Genomic DNA, 18543 nt, shown 5'->3' with positions numbered 1-18543 from the left:
CCACGATGCTTTCACGTCCTGCCAGTCTGTAAGACTTTCAAGGGCGAAGCGCACGGCCCCCACGGCGCGGCATCTTTAGTACCCAGCCAAAAAACGAAGCCTGCAAAGGCCGCATCAACCATCCAGCTCTATTGGGAATCGCTCGAAATGATTCTTCGATCGCCTGACGCGGATGCTTGCCGGATGTTCTCATCCATCGCCTTGTTCGATACGCGTTGCCACGCCCACGCCCGCGTCGCGTTACCCGAGCACTTTCCCTGACCGACCGCCACGCCGCCGACGCGCATATCGATGCACTCGCGCCGGCATCTCGCTGTAAATCAAGCGCCGCACGAGCGCGAATGAATAACGGAGACAGACATGGCAAGCGCAGACACGGTTGTGTCCGGGCAACCGCACGGGCGTCATCACAACAGGTGGGTTCAGTTGACGATCGGTATCCTGTGCATGGGACTCGTCGCCAACCTTCAATATGCATGGACGCTGTTCGTCGTACCGATGGATGCCAAGCACCATTGGGGCCAAGCGGCGATCCAGACCGCCTTCACCATCTTCATCGTCACCGAAACCTGGCTCGTGCCCGTCGAAGGCTGGCTCGTCGATAAGTTCGGGCCCCGGCCCGTCGTCATAGGCGGCTCGATCTGCGCGGCCATCGGCTGGTGCATCGATGCGCATGCGACCAGCCTCATGCATCTCTACATCGCGGCCGTGGTGGCGGGCGTGGGCGCGGGCTGCGTGTACGGCACGTGCGTGGGCACGGCGCTCAAGTGGTTCCCGGACAAGCGCGGCCTTGCGGCGGGTTTGACGGCCGCCGGTTTCGGCGCGGGCGCGGCGGTCACGGTCATCCCCATCTCCAACATGATTCAGAGTGCGGGCTACGAGCACGCGTTCATGTTCTTCGGCATCTTCCAGGGCGTGTGCATCTTCCTGCTCGCGCTCATGCTGATTCGTCCGAAGCCGCCCTTGAACGTGGTTCCGGCCAAGCGCGTGGTGTCCACGAAAATCGACTACACCACCGGGCAGATGGTGCGTGCGCCGCTCTTCTGGGTGCTGTACCTGATGTTCGTGTTCGTCGCGGCGGGCGGCGTGATCGCCACGGCGCAGTTCGGCCCCATCGCCAAGGAATACGGCTTCGCGAAGATGCCCGTGAATATCCTCGGCGTGACCTTGCCGCTGCTTGCGATGACGCTGTCCATCGACAACCTGTGCAACGGTTTCACACGGCCTTTGTGCGGCTTCATTTCGGACAAGATCGGCCGCGAGAACACCATGTTCATCATCTTTCTGGGCGAAGGCGTAGCGCTGCTCGGGTTGATGCAGTTCGGCCACAACCCGTACATGTTCATGCTGTTCGCCGCGCTCACGTTCCTGTGCTGGGGCGAGATATTCTCGATTTTCCCTGCCACTTGCGCGGATACTTTCGGCAGCAAGTACGCGGCGGCCAACGCGGGCACGCTTTACACGGCAAAAGGCACGGCGTCGATGCTGGTGCCGCTTGCCTCGGTGCTCGCGTCGATCGGTTCGTGGAACGCGGTCTTCATCACGGCGGCGATCACGTCGATTGCAGCGGGCCTGTGCGCTAAGTTCGTGCTCGCGCCGATGCGCAAACGCTGGATCGAAAACACGGTCGCCGAAACGGCCGCGGATTCGTCGATCAACGCGTCGTTTCAGGCGGGCTGGAGCGACGCGCCGCGCAAACCGTCGGTGCAGTGAGCGAGCGGCATGCGCGATCGTCGAGATGAAATCGCGCCGCCGCTTTGCGTATCGCTGCATCAGTTGCGGTTGTTCGTCACGCTCGCGCGGCATCGCAGTTTTACCCGCGCGGGCGATGAATTCGGTATCACGCAGTCGGCGGTCAGCAGAAGCATCCGCGAACTCGAGGATGAACTCGCGCTGCGGCTTTTCGACCGCACGACGCGTCAGGTCGCGCTCACCGATACCGGGCGTACGCTGCTCGGGCGCATCGCGCCGCTCGTCGAGGAACTCGAAGCGACGCTGCGGCCGCGCACCGCGAACGAAGCCGAACCGGGCGTCGTCAATCTTGCCAGCAGTTGCAGCCTGACCGCGAGCGTGTTGCCTGCGTTGCTCGGCTCGTGTCATGAGCGGCATCCGGGAATCGCGGTCACGGTGATGGACCGGCCGCAGAACGCCGTGCTGCAACTGGTGCGTTCGGGCGAAGCGGACATGGGGCTCGTGATCGCGCCCGGGAGTCTCGACGAACTCGTTGCGGAACCGCTATTCGACGACGACCTCGTTGCCGTCGTCAACGTGTCGAGCCCGCTTGGCGATGCGGACTATATCGACTGGACGCAACTGCGCGCTTCGCCACTTCTCCTCCTCGATGACGACACCGGCAGCCTCGATGCCATAGAAGGCGCGCTTGCGCGTCACGCGGTGACGGGCGCCTTGCGTCAGCGTCTCGCGCAGCCGATTGCCGTCGCGCGAATGGCGCAGGCGGGACTTGGCATCGGCGTTTTGCCGATGCATGCGCGGATGGCTTGCGAGACTATCGGCGTGCGGTTCGTGCCGCTTGCGCCACGGGCCGTGCGAACGGTGATGCTCGTGCGGCGGCGCGGGCATGCGTTGCGGGCGAATGCGGCGCATGTGTGGTCGCATGTTGCGGCGTCTTCGTTGCGGAGTTCGATGACGTTTCAGGCTGCGTGAATCTGCGCGGACGCCGCGCAGGCGTGGTCATACGTCGAGTGCTATGCATCGTCACGCGGCGGTGCGCAGAACCTTAGTCGTCGCTATCGAACTGTTTCTGTTTGACGCTCACGCGGCGCGCGCGCCTAATTCCGTTAGCAGGCTTTCCCTAAACGACACGACACAAACGCGCTCCTCGTGCGGGTTTCCGCTCGCCCGAAACCGCGCGATTCGCCTTGTCGCTCCCCATCATGGAATGTAGTATCTTGTATATCAGAAGGTGATCCGTATACAACCTCAGGAGACGAAATCATGAAAATCTGCGTGTATGGCGCCGGTGCGATCGGTGCATATATGGGCGCGCAACTCGCGCGGGCTGGAGCGGACGTCAGCTTCGTGGCGCGCGGGCCGCATCTCGCGGCGATGCAAGCGAACGGTGTGAAGCTTCAGATCGATGGCGAGGAACACGTCGTCAAAGTCCGCTGCACGAACAATCCCGCCGAACTCGGCCCGCAAGATTTCGTGATCATCGCGCTGAAGGCGCATTCGGTGCCGGGCGTCGTCGGTCTCATTCCGCCGCTCCTTGGACCCGATACGGCGATCATCACCGCCGTCAATGGCCTGCCTTACTGGTACTTCTACGAGCATGGCGGCGAACTCGCTGGAACGACGCTGCAAAGCATCGACCCAGGCGGGCGGCAGTGGAGCGTGTTCGGACCTGAGCGCGCAATCGGCTGCGTGCTGCTGCCGGCGGCGGAGATCGCGGAGCCGGGCGTCATCAAGCATGTGTACGGCAAGAAGTTTCCCATCGGCGAACCGAGCGGCGAGATCACCCCGCGCCTGCAGGCGCTGCACGACATCATGGCCGCCGCCGACATGGAAGCGCCGATGCGCGACAACATCCGCGATGAAATCTGGCTCAAGCTCTGGGGCAACCTGTGTTTCAACCCGATCAGCGCGCTCACGCATGCGACGCTCGACGTGCTGACGAGCGACCCCGGCACGCGCGCGCTTTCCAAAGCGATGATGCTGGAAGCAAAAGCAATCGGCGACAGGATCGGCGTCAACTTTCGCGTCGATGTGGAGCGGCGCATCAATGGCGCGGGCGCGGTGGGCGCGCACAAGACATCGATGCTCATGGACTGCGAAGCCGGCCGCCCGATGGAGATCGATCCGCTCATCACCGTCGTGCAGGAAATCGGGCGCCTCGTGAAAGTCGAGACACCGATGATCGATGCCGTTCTCGCATTGATCAAGCTGCGCGAAGGCGTAAACCAAGGCACGGCCAAGGCTTTACCGCCCCCGCAAACGCAGAAAGCCGCCTAAACTGCATCCAGGAAGCCGGCGTTGTTTCTGATATACAAGATGCAAAATATGTTGAAATGTATTGCAACGCAACATATACTGAGGGCTCTTGAGATTAACCGGAGCCTGAAATGAGCATCGCCTTGTTGGTTGTCATCGGATTCGCGCTGGTTGCCGTGGGTGTGGGCGTTACGTTTATGATTGCGTCGGCGGTGCCGCAGGACATGCTGCAGCGCGCACAGGATCACGGTCGGTTTGCCGGTCTCGCGGCGGACGACCAGAACGGCGGTTCGGGCAAGCGTGTCGATGCTTCCCGCCCGCACATGGGAACTCAAGTCATCAATGCCATCTGATACTCAATCCGTAGACCGGCCGGACGTTCGCCCAAGCGGCCTTACGCTGTCGCTCGAGCCGATCAATGCCACGGTTTCGCTGCGCGATCAGGCGTACGCGAAGCTGCGGCAGGCAATAGCGGAAGCGGACATCTACCGTTCGCGGGAAGAGATCCGTCTCGACGAAAAAGAACTGACCGAAGCACTGGGCGTAAGCCGCACGCCCATTCGGGAAGCCATGACGCTGCTGGAACAGGAAGGTTTTCTGCGAACCGTGCCGCGTCGCGGCGTGTATATCTTGCGCAAGACCAAGCGCGAGATCGTCGAGATGATCCACATGTGGGCGGCGCTGGAAAGCATGGCGGCGCGCCTTGCCACGCAGCGCGCGTCGGACGAGGAAATCGCGCAGTTGCGCCACATGTTCGACAACTTCCGCGACGCCACGCCGGCGGAGCACATCGACGAATATTCGGAAGCGAATATCGCGTTTCATCAGGCTATCGTGCGGCTGTCGAAGTCGCAGATCATCTTCGACACGATCAAGAACATCTTCGTGCACGTGCGCGCCATTCGCAAGATGACGATCTCGCAGAGCGACCGCGCGTCGCGCTCGATTGTCGATCACATGCGGATTATCGAGGCGCTCGAGAAGCGCGACACGGAACTGGTCGAGCGGCTGGTGAAGCAGCATTCGCTGGATCTCGCCGCGTTCGTCGAGGCAAATTGCGACTTTCTCGATTGAGCCCGAACTGAAAGCTGGCAGGCAGATTGACAAAGGCCGCGTGACGATTAACGTCACGCGGCCTTTTTTTATCCTGCACAGCCGAGACTGCGTTACCCGCTGCCGGTGGCTCGCGCGCGTCTGCACGCTGACAGGATTGACGACGGCTGTCCGACTATCTCGCCGCGCCGGGGGAGCCACTCAATTCCTCATGGCGCCCTTGCTCACCGCATCGCGTGAAGCATCGTTTCGCCGAGCGCGGCGGGGGAATCGGCGACATGAATGCCCGCTGACTTCATTGCGTCGATCTTCGCGCTTGCCGTGCCCGAACCGCCCGAAATAATCGCGCCCGCGTGCCCCATGCGGCGTCCCGGCGGCGCGCTCGTGCCGGCGATAAACCCGACCACCGGCTTCTTCGTGTTCGCGTCCTTCAGAAACTGCGCGGCTTCTTCCTCCGCCGATCCACCGATCTCGCCGATCATGATGATGCCTTCAGTCGCGTCGTCTTCGAGAAAGAGCGCGAGGCAATCGATGAAATTCGTTCCATTCACCGGATCGCCGCCAATGCCGATGCAGGTCGTCTGCCCGAGCCCCGCAACGGTGGTCTGCGCGACGGCCTCATAAGTGAGCGTGCCCGAGCGCGACACCACGCCTATTTTCCCCGGCCGATGAATATGCCCCGGCATGATTCCGATCTTGCATTGCCCCGGCGTGATGACGCCTGGACAATTCGGCCCGACGAGCCGGCTGCGCGAGCCGGTGAGCGCGCGCTTCACGCGCAGCATGTCGAGTACCGGAATGCCTTCCGTGATACAGACGATGAACGGCACCTCCGCGTCGATGGCTTCGAGGATGGCATCGGCGGCGAAGGGCGGCGGTACGTAGATGACGGATGCATCCGCGCCGGTTTTCGCGACCGCGTCGGCGACGGTATCGAACACGGGCAGGTCGAGATGCGTCGTGCCGCCCTTGCCAGGCGTCACGCCGCCAACCATGCGCGTGCCGTACGCAATCGCCTGCTCGGAATGGAACGTGCCCTGCGCGCCGGTGACGCCTTGGCAAATGACCTTGGTATTGCTATCGATCAGAACGCTCATTGTCGGCTTCCTCGTCAGTGATGGGCAGCGGCGACGGCGCCGACGATCTTGTCGGCGGCATCGGCGAGATTTTCAGCGGGGATGATGGTGAGGCCGGAGTTGCGCAGAATCTCGCGGCCCGCGTCGACGTTCGTGCCGGCAAGGCGCACGACGAGCGGCACGCGCAGGTCGATCTCGCGCGCGGCCGCGACCACGCCTTCCGCGATCACGTCGCAGCGCATGATGCCGCCGAAGATGTTGACGAGAATGCCTTGCACTTTGGGGTCGCGCAGAATCAGCTTGAACGCGGTCGCGACACGTTCCTGGGTCGCGCCGCCGCCCACGTCGAGGAAGTTGGCGGGCTCGCCGCCGTAGAGCTTGATGATGTCCATGGTCGCCATGGCGAGGCCCGCGCCGTTCACCATGCAGCCGATGTTGCCGTCGAGCTTCACGTAATTGAGGCCGTGTTTCGCGGCTTCGATTTCGGCGGCATCTTCCTCGTCTTCGTCGCGCAATGCTTCGATATCGGGATGCCGATACAAAGCGTTGTCGTCGAAATTGAGCTTGGCATCGAGCGCGATGACATCGCCGGAACCGGTGACGACGAGCGGATTCACTTCCACAATGGAGGCATCCAGATCGACGAACGCCTGATAAAGCGCCGCGATGAACTTCGATGCCGCCGCCACTTGCTTGCCGCTCAAGCCTAGCCCGAACGCGACTTCGCGCGTGTGAAACGGCTGGAGACCCGTTGCCGGATCGATCGACACCTTGAGAATTTTCTCCGGCGTGCGATGCGCCACTTCCTCGATCTCCATTCCGCCTTCGGTCGACGCCATGATCGTGATGCGCGACGTGGCGCGATCCACCAGCATGCCGAGGTAGAGCTCGCGTGCGATGTCGCAGCCTTCCTCGATATAAAGCCGTTTCACTTCCTTACCCGCAGCGCCGGTTTGCTTGGTCACGAGCACCGACGCGAGCATCTGCTGCGCGTTTTCTTGCACCTCGTCGACAGATTTGACGACGCGCACGCCGCCTTTGCCGTCGGGATCGTTGGCGAAGCGGCCCGCGCCGCGTCCGCCCGCATGAATCTGCGATTTCACGACCCAGACCGGGCCGCCGAGGGCGCGCGCCGCGTTGGCCGCGTCGATCGCGGAGAAGGCAACCTTGCCTTGCGGTACGGCGACGCCGTACTTCCGCAGCAGCGCCTTCGCCTGATATTCGTGGATATTCATCGTGTCTCCCTAGTCGTCGGTTCTCTGAGCGCAACCGGGCTTCAGCGACTGCGACGGTGCGCTGAAATATGATATATCACATATCACGATAAGATTTCACGCTGTTTTGTTGATGCTCTGCAGCACGAAACACGCGCTTAAGAAGATGCGGAGGCGCTATGAAGGGATGACGCATTGCATCACAGGGTTTTCGCCATCGCTCGACACTTGACTAATACTGTGTGTGGAATATTGTATATCACAGCAACCGGACGGCAGCGCGACGTCACGGAAGCCTTGAACACAACCCCCTTCGAGGAGGAGACAAACAATGTCCGAAGTCGTCAGCAGCCGTCCGGAAGTCGCTCCCGCCACCACCACCGCGGATGACACGCTCAAACAAAAAACACGCGGCGCGGGTGTCGTCTCGGGCGGCCATTTGGTCGCCCGAGCGCTCAAGAACGAAGGCGTCGATACCATCTTCACGCTGTGCGGCGGTCATATCATCGATATCTACGATGGCTGCGTTGATGAAGGCATTCGCATCATCGATGTCCGTCACGAACAGGTCGCCGCCCACGCCGCCGATGGCTACGCGCGTCAGACCGGCAAGCTCGGTTGCGTCGTCACCACGGCCGGCCCCGGCTGTACCAACGCGGTGACGGGTGTCGCCACGGCGTTTCGCTCGGAAAGTCCGATCATCCATATCGGCGGGCAGGGCGCGTTGACGCAGCACAAGATGGGCTCGCTGCAAGACCTGCCGCACGTCGACATGATGGCGCCGATCACCAAGTTCGCCGCCACCGTGCCGAGCACCGAACGCGTCGCCGACATGATCTCGATGGCCGCGCGCGAAGCCTTCAACGGCGCGCCCGGCCCGGCGTACCTGGAGATTCCGCGCGATGTGCTCGACCGCGAAATCGATGTCTCCAAGGCCGTGATTCCGCAGCCGGGACGGTATCGCGCATCGACGAAATCGGTGGGCGATCCGCTCGATATCGAGAAGCTGGCCGATCTGCTGGTCGACGCCGAGCGTCCCGCGATTCTCTACGGCCAGCAAGTGTGGACCGCGCGCGGTCACGAAGAAGCCATCGCGCTGTTGCGCGGCCTCGACATTCCCGGCTACTTCAACGGGGCGAGCCGCGGCCTCTTGCCGCCGGGCGACCCGCATCACTTCGACCGCACGCGTTCGCAAGCCTTCGCGAAGGCCGATGTGATCGTGATCGTCGGCACGCCATTCGACTTCCGCATGGGTTACGGCAAGCGCATCAGCCGCGATCTGAAGCTCGTGCAGATCGACATGGATTACCGCACGGTCGGCAAGAACCGCGATATCGATCTCGGGCTCGTAGGCGACCCGGGCGCGATCCTCGGTGCGGTGCTGCAAGCGGCGAGCGGACGCATCAAGAACGACAAGCGCCAGAGCCGTCAGGCGTGGATGCGCGAACTCGCAGCGGCGGAAGAAACCGCGACGGCCAAGCTGATGCCGCTCTTCACGTCCGACGCGAGCCCGATTCATCCGTACCGCGTCGCGCACGAAATCAACCAGTTTCTATCGGACGACACGATCTATATCGGCGATGGCGGCGACGTCGTGACCATTTCCGCGCAGGCCGTGCGTCCGCGCCGTCCGGGTCAGTGGATGGACCCCGGCGCGCTTGGTTCGCTCGGCGTCGGCACGGGCTTCGCCATCGCGGCGGGTCTTGCGAACCCCGAAAAGGAAGTACTCTGCTACTACGGCGACGGCGCTTTCTCCATGACTTCGTTCGACATGGAAACCGCGAATCGCTTCGGCGTGCCGTATCTCGCCGTCATCGGCAATAACTCGGCGATGAACCAGATCCGCTACGGCCAGCTCGCCAAGTACGGTCAGGAGCGCGGCAACGTCGGCAATCTGCTCTCGGACGTGCCGTATGGCCGCTTCGCCGAAATGCTCGGCGGCTATGGCGAGGAAGTGTACGAGGCCTCGAAGATCGCGGGCGCGTTGCAGCGTGCGCGGGAATCGATCGCCAAGACGGGCAAGAGCGCGGTCGTCAACATCTGGGTCGATCCGACCGTGTACGCCCCCGGCACGATGGCTCAAACGATGTACAAATAAAGCCACTGACAAGCCACTGAAGACATTGGGAGACAGCCATGAATAATTCGGGCAAGGCACTGGATGGCGTGCGCATCCTAGATTTCACGCACGTTCAGTCTGGGCCGACCTGCACGCAGTTGCTCGCGTGGTTCGGCGCGGACGTGATCAAGGTGGAGCGCGCGGGCGCCGGAGACATCACGCGCGAGCAGTTGCGCGATATTCCCGACGCCGACAGCCTCTACTTCACGATGCTCAACCACAACAAGCGTTCGATCACCATCGATACGAAGAATCCCGAAGGCAAGAAGGTGCTCGAAACGCTCGTCAAGAAGTGCGACGTGCTGGTCGAGAACTTCGCACCGGGCGCGCTCGATCGCATGGGCTTTACGTGGGAGCGCATTCAGGAGCTGAACCCGAAGATGATCGTGGCGTCGGTCAAGGGCTTCGGGCCCGGACCGTACGAAGACTGCAAGGTGTACGAGAACGTGGCGCAATGCGCGGGCGGCGCGGCATCGACGACGGGTTTCGACGATGGCCCGCCGGTCGTCACCGGCGCGCAGATTGGCGACTCGGGCACGGGCTTGCACCTCGCACTCGGGATCGTCACGGCGCTGTATCAGCGCAATGCAACAGGGCGCGGCCAGCGCGTGCTCGCGGCGATGCAGGACGGCGTGCTGAACCTGTGCCGCGTGAAACTGCGCGATCAACAACGGCTCGAACGTACCGGCACGATGAAGGAATATCCGCAGTATCCGAACGGCACATTCGGTGAGGCGGTGCCGCGCGCGGGCAACGCCTCGGGCGGCGGCCAGCCGGGCTGGATTCTCAAGTGCAAGGGTTGGGAGACGGACCCGAACGCGTATATCTACTTCATCACGCAGGCGCCGGTCTGGGGCGAAATCTGCAAGGTGATCGGCAAGGAAGAGTGGATCGACCATCCTGATTACAAGACGGCCAACGCGCGCCTGCCGCATCTGAAGGACATCTTCGCGGAGATCGAGCGCTGGACCATGTCGAAGACCAAGTTCCAGGCCATGGAAATTCTCAACAAACACGACATTCCGTGCGGCCCGATTCTCTCGATGAAGGAAATCGCCGAAGAGCCGTCGCTCAGAAAAACCGGCACCGTCGTCGAAGTGGATCATCCGGTGCGCGGCAAGTATCTGACGGTCGGCAATCCGATCAAACTGTCGGATAGTCCGACTGAAGTCGTGCGCTCGCCGCTGCTTGGCGAACACACCGACGAAGTCATGGCCGAACTCGGCTACTCGCCCGATCAGATCGCGACGCTGAGAAGCCTCGGCGCAATCTAAACGCCTCATTCGATGCCTGTCGCGCCGCCTCCTCGTGATGCGGCGTGGAGTGGCACGTCCATACGAACGGAGACAAGTCAGATGAACAGCACCGTTGTGCAGGAACGCAATGACTCTTCGACGCAAGTCGCGAACGCTATTCCGCTGCATGCAGCCGATGCGAAACGCCGCGTGGCGGAAGTGTTCGATCGCGTGAAGGCCGAAGGGCGCACGTCGCTCACGGCGCCGGAAGGCAAGCTCGTCTGCGATGCATACGGCATCGCCGTGCCGCGGGAAGGCGTCGCGACGAGCGCGGACGATGCGGCGAAACTCGCGTCGTTCATCGGCTTTCCGGTGGTGCTGAAAATCGTCTCGCCGGAGATTCTGCACAAGACGGAAGCGGGCGGCGTGCTCGTCGGCGTGAAGAACGAAGCCGATGTCAAAGCCGGCTTCGCGACGATCCTCGAGAACGCGAAGAACTACGACGCGGACGCCACGGTCCTCGGCGTGCAAGTTCAGCAGATGGTCGGCGCGGGACAGGAAGTGATCATCGGCGCGGTGACCGATCCTTCGTTCGGCAAGCTGATCGCGTTCGGGCTAGGCGGCGTGCTCGTCGAAGTGCTGAAGGACGTGACCTTCCGGCTCGCGCCCGTCACGCGAGACGAAGCCGCCTCCATGCTCGACGGCATTCAGGCGGCTGAAGTGCTGCGCGGCGTGCGGGGAGCGGAGCCGGTGCATCGCGAGAGTCTCGTCACGCTGATCGAGCGCGTGTCGCGCCTCATCGACGACTTCCCGCAAATCTCGGAGATGGACCTGAACCCGGTTTTCGCGAGCCCGAGCGGCGCCGTGGCGGCGGACGTGCGCATCGTGATGGACTTCGAGCCTGCCGCGCCGCGTTACCGGCCGACGCAGGAGCAGATCGTCGCGCAGATGAACCGCATCATGAAGCCAGACGCACTCGCCGTGATTGGCGCGTCGAACGAGGACGGCAAGATCGGCAACTCGGTGATGAAGAACCTCATCAACGGCGGCTACCAGGGCGCGATCTATCCGATCCATCCGAAAGCCGACGAGATCATGGGCCACAAGGCGTACAAGAGCGTGAAGGACGTGCCCGGCGTGATCGATGTCGCGGTGTTCGCCATTCCCGCGAAGTTCGTCGCGCAGGCGCTCGTCGAAGTCGGCGAGAAGCAGATTCCCGGCGCGGTGCTGATTCCTTCGGGCTTCGCGGAGACGGGCAACCACGAAGGCCAGGAAGAACTCGTGCGGATTGCGCGTCAATACGACATTCGCATGATGGGCCCGAACATCTACGGTTTCTATTACACGCCGAAGAATCTTTGCGCGACCTTCTGCACCCCGTATGACGTGAAGGGCAAGGCGGCGCTGTCGTCGCAATCCGGCGGCATTGGCATGGCGATCATCGGCTTTTCGCGTTCGGCGAAGATGGGCGTCTCGGCAATCGTCGGGCTCGGCAACAAGTCGGACATCGATGAAGACGACCTGCTCACGTTCTTCGAGCAGGACGACAACACCGAGATCATCGCGCAACACTGCGAGGACTTGAAAGATGGCCGCGCGTTTGCCGAAGCCGCGAAGCGCGTATCGAAGAAAAAGCCGGTCGTGGTGCTGAAGGCCGGACGCACGAGTCTCGGCGCGCGTGCGGCCAGTTCGCACACCGGCGCGCTCGCGGGCAACGACAAGATCTACGAAGACGTGTTTCAGCAATGCGGCGTGATCCGTGCGCGGTCGCTGCGCGATTTACTGGAGTTCGCGCGCGGCATTCCCAAATTGCCGACGCCCAAGGGCGAGAACACGGTCATCATCACGGGCGCGGGCGGCTCGGGCGTGTTGCTCTCGGACGCGTGCGTGGACAACGGCCTGTCGCTCATGACCATGCCCGAGGATCTCGACGCCGCATTCCGCAAGTTCATCCCGCCGTTCGGCGCGGCGGGCAATCCGGTGGACATCACGGGCGGCGAGCCGCCGACGACCTATAAGAACACGATCAAGCTGGGTCTCGAAGACGAACGCGTCCATTCGATCATCCTCGGCTACTGGCATACCATCATCACGCCGCCGATGGTCTTCGCGAAGCTCGTGATCGAAGTGAAGGAGGAGATGAAGGCGCGCGGTATCGAAAAGCCGATCGTGGCGTCGCTCGCGGGCGACGTGCAAGTGGAGGAGGCGGCGGAGTATCTATACGCGCATGGCGTGCCGGCCTATGCGTATTCGACCGAATTGCCAGTGGCGGTGCTCGGGGCGAAATATAAGTGGGCGCGCGGCGCGGGATTGATCTGAGCAAAGCGGGGCGCTTAGGTGCCCCGCGGCGCCCCTTCCTAATCACACGGACCTTCATAGTGACCACCTGGATTCGTTTTCGCGATGCCGACGGCCGTATTGGCTTCGGCACGCTCGATCCGCACTCCGGCCGCGTCGTGCAGCACGACGGCGCATTGTTCGGGCAAGCACGTCCGACCGACATTTCCTTCGCCGCCGACGACCTCACCCTGCTCGCGCCTTGCGAACCGAGCAAGGTCATCGCGTTGTGGAACAACTACTACGCGCTGTCGCAGAAGCTCGATAAGGCGCCTCCTGCGCATCCGCTCTTTCTGATCAAGCCGCCAATGTCCGTGATCGGGCCGAACGAGTCGATCAAGCGGCCGAAAAGTTATCACGGCAAGATTGCGTACGAGGGTGAACTGGGAATCGTGATCGGCAAGACGGTTTCGGGCGCGTCGGTGGAAGAGGCCGAGGCGGCCATTTTCGGCTATACGTGCGTGAACGATGTCACCGCCATCGAACTCTTGCAGGAAGATCCCAACTTCGCGCAATGGTGCCGCTCGAAGGGCTTCGATACCTTCACGTGTCTCGGGCCCGCCATCGTTACGCCAGGCAACGGCTTCGACTGGCGCGCGGCCCAAGTGGTCACGACGCTGGACGGCGTCGAGCGTCAAAATTATCCGCTCGACGACATGATCTTTTCGCCCGCCGAGCAGGTAAGCCTGCTGTCGCACGACATGACGCTCGTTCCCGGCGATGTCATCGCGTGCGGTACGTCGATCGGCGTGGGATCAATCAAGGACGGCGCGCGCGTGGAAGTGACGATTCGCGGAATCGGTACTCTGGCGAACACGCTCGCGGCTTGAAGCGGTGTGAGCATCGTGCAATGAAGAACGGCAAAGCCGACTTGCGGACTTTGCCGTTTTTTCACGCCTGGCGCCATGCGAGATGGCGCCGCGCGTCGATGTCTCAACGATCGCGGTTCCACAGCGCGCCGAGCACGAAGCCCACGGTCGCCGCGATCAGCAAACCGTTGATCGGCTGACTCGCCACCGCCACGCGCAATTGATCCACGGTCTCACCGTAGCTCTGCTGCAGCGAGCCGAGCGCCTGCCGCGTCTTGCCGGCCACTTGCGTTTCCGAGTCGCCCGTAAGCGCGCCAACCGCATCCTGCACCTTGCCCACGACCTGTTGCGCCGCGCCTTCCACTTGATCCTGCACCATGGTGCCTCCCTTCTCGTCTGTAGCGGTTATGGTCAATGTTGCAGCGGGCTGATCTTGCGGCATCCCGGCAACGTCCGAGTGAAACAAGGAGCACGCTTCGTGCCCAAGGTCAGGCTTCGCCGAGTTTATGTTTAACCAGATCGAGCAAATCGTCGATGGAAAGCGGTTTGCGGCGAAACTGCGCGTTGGCGTGTTCCAGCGTGGGCGCATGCGCCGCCGCGCTCATGAGAATCACGGGAACCTGTGCAAGCGAGTCGTTCGCCGCCAGTTCGCGGATGAAGGCAACGCCGTCCATGTGCGGCATCATCCAGTCGGTGATGACGAGGTCGGGCGGATTCGCGCGCGCGGATTCGAGCGCCACGCGCCCGTTCGACGCGGTCGTCACTTCGTAGCCTTCCATTTCGAGAATGAGGCGCCAGGTTGTGAGGATGTCGAATTCGTCGTCGACGACGAGGATTTTTTTCATGCTCGCTGGCCGGGGTCCGACACAGAAAACGCAGGCGCCAACGACGGATGTCCGGACAGCAGACCCGTCGAGCCGATGAACCCTTCGCTGATATGCAATCCGCGCGAATCGATCGTGAGACGGCGGATCGCCGTATCGTGCGAACCTTCGCGCTGTTTGACCACCGACACCATGCGATACAGCGACGAGTTCGCCTCGACATAGCGCAGGAGCACGATGTTTTCGGTCATCGCGGACGCCCGCAAGGTGGTGGGCGTCGTCGAATCGCCGTAGAGCGGCAACTCTTCCGTCACGAGCGTGGTGACGCCGGCTTCGCGCAGACGGTGCGTGAGCGCGTTCAAGAATAGCCCGAGGCGCTCGGTGCGGTTGGCCGACTGAAAGAAGCCGTCGACGCCATCCACCACGAGCCGCGACGCCTTCGAGCGCTGGATCGACGCAATCAGTTCCGAGGCAAGTTCGTCGATGGCGAGTTCCACGGCGGGATGCCATTCCAGTAGCAAATGGCCGCTATCGACAGCGTCTTTCAGGTCGATGCCGACCGACGCCGCCTTCGCGATCAGCCGCTCCGGCGACTCGTAAAGCCCAAAGTAGACGCACTGCTCGCCGCGCGCCACGCCCGCCTGCAAAAACTTGAGCGCGAGCAGCGTCTTGCCGACGCCCGAGGGCCCGATAAACGTGGTGGTCGAACCGCGCACCACGCCGCCGCCGAGCATCTGATCGAAATCGGGGAAACCGAAGGCAAGACGGCTTTCGAAGTCCGGCACATCCTGCGCATTCGCCGACGACGCTTCGAGTCGCGGGAAAGTCACGAGTCCGTCCGCCGTGATCTTGAAGAAATGCTTGCCGAGCAGATGATCGCGCGCGCGCAGCTTATGCACTTCGATTTCCCGTGCGCGGCGCATTCCGGTGTTGTAGCGATTTAGCTCGATCAAGCCATCGACCAATGTGTGTTCGGGATGCGGCTCGTTGCCGGACAGCGGCGCGAGAATGAGCGTCGTGCAGCGCGCGGCGCTCACGAAGGCCGACAACTCGTGGATGAATTGCGAGAGTTCGAGTTCGGTCGAGCTGAATTCGCGGGCGCTGCGAAAGCCGTCGATGACCATGAAACGCGGGCGGCTCGTGCGGATGGTCGCCGCGATGAGCGAGAGAAAGCCGGACAGGCCGTCGCGTATCAGTTCGTGGTAACCGCTCACGAACAGCATGCGTTCGGAGATGGCGTCGGCGTCGTAGAACGACATTGCCCGAAGGTGCGACAGCAGCTTCGTGTGCGATTCGGCGATCAGCGTGATGTATAGCACCATGTCGCCCTGGCCCACGCGATGAAAACCGATCTGCGACGAAAGGATCGTCTTTCCCGCGCCAGCCATGCCTTCGATCATGTACAGACCACCTTCGGCGAGACCGCCGCCCAGAATCTCGTCCAGACCTGCCACGCCAGTCGTGACGTTGCCGTCGTTGGGTATGGGCTGTCGGGGCGAAACGGTGGGGAGCTTGTCGTCTTGGGTCATGGAGTGTTCGTTTTACTTGGCGATCCGTTTGAGCGAACGCGAATTATGGCTGACTCCGAGCAACAATGGGATCTTCCGTCTGTCGTGAAAGCCCGTCCGCCTTGGCGCTGGATGGCAACCCATCGATGGGCAGAGGCGCGCGTTGGATTCCCGTTCCTGCAAAAAGGGTGGCGCTAAAGGTTTGAACTCTACTCGTCCGCATTTTTCACGCCCGCTCGTCTTCTCGGGAGTGCATCCCAAAATTAGGACGAAATTGAGAACCTTCTCATGGGCGATGACGCTTGGCCCTGTTGAAATGGCATCCATGCATTAACGAGGGCCGAGATGAATCGAGGCCTTTTCCGTTCCAGGCGTTACGCGCCGTTTCATTTCAGGTCAACCATGTCCCGTCCGAACTCGCTTTCAAGCATCGTCACGCTCGCGCTTTGTCTCGTTTCTTCGTTTCCGATTTCAGTTTCATGCGCGAATGCCGGCGAACGGCTGCCCGATTCGCGCATTCTTTCGGCGGCGCCGTTCAATTTTCACGCGGACAAGGAAATCTTCTCGCGCCTACCGGCAAAACCCGTGGATTCGCGCATCTTTTCGCCCAATAACCCCGAACGCTACAACGGCGATTCGCGAGTGGCACAAACGCGCTTCGATCACGCGCAAATGATTTGATTTGGAAGAGTAGAGCGCAGGTTGTTCTGGAATTAATTGGATTCTCTGACCATAATCAGATACGCATTAAGCTGGATGCGTAATCCGAATTGAGCAACTTGCCGGCGAAATGTCGCCGAATTGCATGACGTCGATGGTCGCAACAGTCGTTCAGATGGCGCACGCTTCGGTGATTAATGAGATGCGAAGCGGGATGTCGATTTTTGGGAATTGTCCCTGCGGTAAGTTCTTAAGCCGTTGCTAGAATCGCGGCGGCTTTCGGTCGTTTCAAGATCGCGATACCGAACTTCATCTATTTCTCAAAACGGGCTTATTCGCGCTTTCGCAATTCAGGCGCTGAAATAAGCGGAAATCCCGTCAATTGCCAACAGGCGCTCTGCTTACTCATTCAATATGTTCAACAAGACCATTGCCACTATTCTCGCGAGCGTCGCCGTTCTTGCCGCTTGCTCGTCCACGTCCAGTCCTGCGACCAGTCTTGCGTCCAGTCCCACGTTCAATCTCAGCGAAATTCAGACGTCGAACGGCCAAAAGGCTTTCCGCGCCGAATGCTACGGCTTGTTCGAAGGCGGCAGCCAATGCATGGCCGCCGCGCAGAAGGCATGCGGCAATCAGCCAGTGAACCCGCTCCAGAACGTCGCGGGAACGAAAACACCGGACAATGTCTCCGAGCTGATTTTTGTCTGCGGTGCACCGGCACAGCCCGTGCAGCCGGCGGCTGCGGAACCCGCGCCGCCAGCGGTGGTGGATACGGCGACCGTCGCGCCGGCCGCGCCGGCCGCGCCGGCCGCACGCAAGATTTCCCTCGACGAAAAGACGAACTTCGACTTCAACAGCGCCCATTTGACGCCGAAGGCCAAAGCCTCGCTCGATCAGATTATCTCGGAAGGACGCGGCACGACGTTCTCGTCTGTCAGCATCGAAGGACATACGGACTCTGTCGGCTCTGCGCCGTATAACCTGGCGTTGTCCCAGCGTCGCGCGGAGTCGGTGCTCGAATATCTCAAGAGCCACGGTCTGAAGGCGAACGAGTTCTCCATGAAGGGCTTCGGCAAGTCTGTTCCAGTGGCATCGAACGCGACGAGTCAGGGTCGCGCCGAGAATCGCCGTGTGGAAGTGACGCTCAATCCGTAAGCCGGACGCTGTCGAAGAAAAAAGCTCGCGAGCCGAAAGGATCGCGAGCTTTTTTTCGTCGATATGCGCCGGAAGGATCAGAACAACAGCAGTTGCTCGCGCCCGCGTCCGCCTTCCAGCGTCAGCAGGTGACGCTTGCGCGCAACGCCGCCCGCGTAACCTGTGAGTTCGCCATCGCCGCCGATCACGCGATGACACGGCACGATGATCGACACCGGATTGCGCCCATTCGCGCCGCCGACCGCGCGCGATGCGCCTGCGGGCAAGCCAAGACGGCGCTCGAGATCGCCGTAAGTCCAGGCTTCGCCGAAAGGAATCTGACGCAGCGTGTCCCAGACTTGTTTTTGGAACGCGGTGCCGTCGAGCCGCAGCGCCACCGCAAACACCTCGCGCGCGCCCCCGAAATATTCGTCGACTTGCTCGCGCGCCTCGGCGATCACGCGCGGCACGCGCGCCGATGCGCATGGCTCGTGCGATAAACCGTCCGGGCAATACTTCTGCCCGACAAAGAAAAGCCCGGTCAGGCAATCGCCTTCCGCGCGAAACAAAATAGGCCCGAGCGGGCTCGGGCTAACGTGGCTTTCGATCACGTCGCGTCTTCTCGC

At 61.9% G+C, this 18543-nt stretch carries 17 protein-coding genes; 11 read left to right on the top strand and 6 right to left on the bottom strand.

What is annotated here, in order from left to right:
* Positions 1-360 precede the first annotated feature (360 nt).
* The 5 genes from oxlT to ACYQ47_RS05245 all read left to right on the top strand — a co-directional run bounded on the left by oxlT (position 361) and on the right by ACYQ47_RS05245 (position 5022).
* Positions 361-1713 carry an oxalate/formate MFS antiporter gene (oxlT, locus tag ACYQ47_RS05265; RefSeq protein ID WP_244829241.1) on the top strand — a complete coding sequence of 451 codons (1353 nt, stop codon included), beginning with the start codon at positions 361-363 and terminating at the stop codon, positions 1711-1713.
* A gap of 9 nt (positions 1714-1722) precedes the next feature.
* Positions 1723-2664: a LysR family transcriptional regulator gene (locus ACYQ47_RS05260; protein WP_459904672.1), complete on the top strand. Its 942-nt coding sequence runs from the start codon at positions 1723-1725 to the stop codon at positions 2662-2664.
* 291 nt (positions 2665-2955) lie between these two features.
* Positions 2956-3969 (top strand): 2-dehydropantoate 2-reductase, encoded by a 1014-nt coding sequence (locus ACYQ47_RS05255; protein ID WP_459904671.1) that lies wholly within the window; start codon positions 2956-2958, stop codon positions 3967-3969.
* Between the two features lie 110 nt (positions 3970-4079).
* Positions 4080-4301 (top strand): hypothetical protein, encoded by a 222-nt coding sequence (locus tag ACYQ47_RS05250; RefSeq protein ID WP_244829244.1) that lies wholly within the window; start codon positions 4080-4082, stop codon positions 4299-4301.
* Entirely contained in the window at positions 4291-5022 is a 732-nt protein-coding gene (locus ACYQ47_RS05245) for a GntR family transcriptional regulator (protein WP_244829245.1), read from the top strand. Before ACYQ47_RS05250 ends, ACYQ47_RS05245 begins: the two co-directional genes overlap by 11 nt.
* A 203-nt stretch (positions 5023-5225) precedes the next feature.
* Here the strand turns inward: ACYQ47_RS05245 and sucD are convergent, their stop codons facing one another.
* Together sucD and sucC are read right to left on the bottom strand one after the other, a co-directional pair.
* Positions 5226-6098 (bottom strand): succinate--CoA ligase subunit alpha, encoded by an 873-nt coding sequence (gene sucD, locus ACYQ47_RS05240; protein ID WP_459904669.1) that lies wholly within the window; start codon positions 6096-6098, stop codon positions 5226-5228.
* A gap of 14 nt (positions 6099-6112) precedes the next feature.
* Positions 6113-7312 (bottom strand): ADP-forming succinate--CoA ligase subunit beta, encoded by a 1200-nt coding sequence (gene sucC / locus ACYQ47_RS05235; protein WP_459904668.1) that lies wholly within the window; start codon positions 7310-7312, stop codon positions 6113-6115.
* Positions 7313-7622: 310 nt separating this feature from the next.
* Between sucC and ACYQ47_RS05230 the strand changes: the two genes are divergently transcribed.
* From ACYQ47_RS05230 to ACYQ47_RS05215, 4 genes are all read left to right on the top strand, one after another.
* The gene (locus ACYQ47_RS05230; protein ID WP_459904667.1) at positions 7623-9389 is read left to right on the top strand and encodes a thiamine pyrophosphate-binding protein; all 1767 of its coding nucleotides are present in this window, start codon (positions 7623-7625) and stop codon (positions 9387-9389) included.
* 38 nt (positions 9390-9427) lie between these two features.
* The gene (gene frc / locus ACYQ47_RS05225) at positions 9428-10684 is read left to right on the top strand and encodes a formyl-CoA transferase (RefSeq protein WP_244829248.1); all 1257 of its coding nucleotides are present in this window, start codon (positions 9428-9430) and stop codon (positions 10682-10684) included.
* Between the two features lie 81 nt (positions 10685-10765).
* The gene (locus ACYQ47_RS05220; RefSeq protein ID WP_250493634.1) at positions 10766-12964 is read left to right on the top strand and encodes an acetate--CoA ligase family protein; all 2199 of its coding nucleotides are present in this window, start codon (positions 10766-10768) and stop codon (positions 12962-12964) included.
* Positions 12965-13023: 59 nt separating this feature from the next.
* A complete protein-coding gene (locus tag ACYQ47_RS05215) occupies positions 13024-13812 on the top strand; it encodes a fumarylacetoacetate hydrolase family protein (protein WP_459904666.1) in 789 nt (262 codons plus the stop codon).
* Between the two features lie 103 nt (positions 13813-13915).
* On the opposite strand, the gene ACYQ47_RS05210 is transcribed toward ACYQ47_RS05215, so the two are convergent.
* From ACYQ47_RS05210 to ACYQ47_RS05200, 3 genes are all read right to left on the bottom strand, one after another.
* Positions 13916-14170 carry a CsbD family protein gene (locus tag ACYQ47_RS05210; protein ID WP_244829251.1) on the bottom strand — a complete coding sequence of 85 codons (255 nt, stop codon included), beginning with the start codon at positions 14168-14170 and terminating at the stop codon, positions 13916-13918.
* A gap of 109 nt (positions 14171-14279) precedes the next feature.
* Positions 14280-14636: a response regulator gene (locus tag ACYQ47_RS05205; protein ID WP_244829252.1), complete on the bottom strand. Its 357-nt coding sequence runs from the start codon at positions 14634-14636 to the stop codon at positions 14280-14282.
* Positions 14633-16144: an ATPase domain-containing protein gene (locus ACYQ47_RS05200; RefSeq protein ID WP_459904665.1), complete on the bottom strand. Its 1512-nt coding sequence runs from the start codon at positions 16142-16144 to the stop codon at positions 14633-14635. Before ACYQ47_RS05200 ends, ACYQ47_RS05205 begins: the two co-directional genes overlap by 4 nt.
* A 381-nt stretch (positions 16145-16525) precedes the next feature.
* On the opposite strand from ACYQ47_RS05200, the gene ACYQ47_RS05195 reads away from it, so the two are divergent.
* Positions 16526-16804, top strand: a complete 279-nt coding sequence (locus ACYQ47_RS05195) for a hypothetical protein (protein WP_250467429.1) — start codon at positions 16526-16528, stop codon at positions 16802-16804.
* 393 nt (positions 16805-17197) lie between these two features.
* Positions 17198-17938: an OmpA family protein gene (locus ACYQ47_RS05190; protein ID WP_459904664.1), complete on the top strand. Its 741-nt coding sequence runs from the start codon at positions 17198-17200 to the stop codon at positions 17936-17938.
* 77 nt (positions 17939-18015) lie between these two features.
* On the opposite strand, the gene ACYQ47_RS05185 is transcribed toward ACYQ47_RS05190, so the two are convergent.
* A complete protein-coding gene (locus ACYQ47_RS05185) occupies positions 18016-18528 on the bottom strand; it encodes a methylated-DNA--[protein]-cysteine S-methyltransferase (RefSeq protein ID WP_459904663.1) in 513 nt (170 codons plus the stop codon).
* Between the last annotated feature and the right edge of the window lie 15 nt (positions 18529-18543).

The organism is Caballeronia sp. HLA56 (assembly GCF_054655155.1).
The sequence above is the reverse complement of the archived record's forward strand: the minus strand, read 5'-3'. Positions and strand labels throughout refer to the sequence as shown.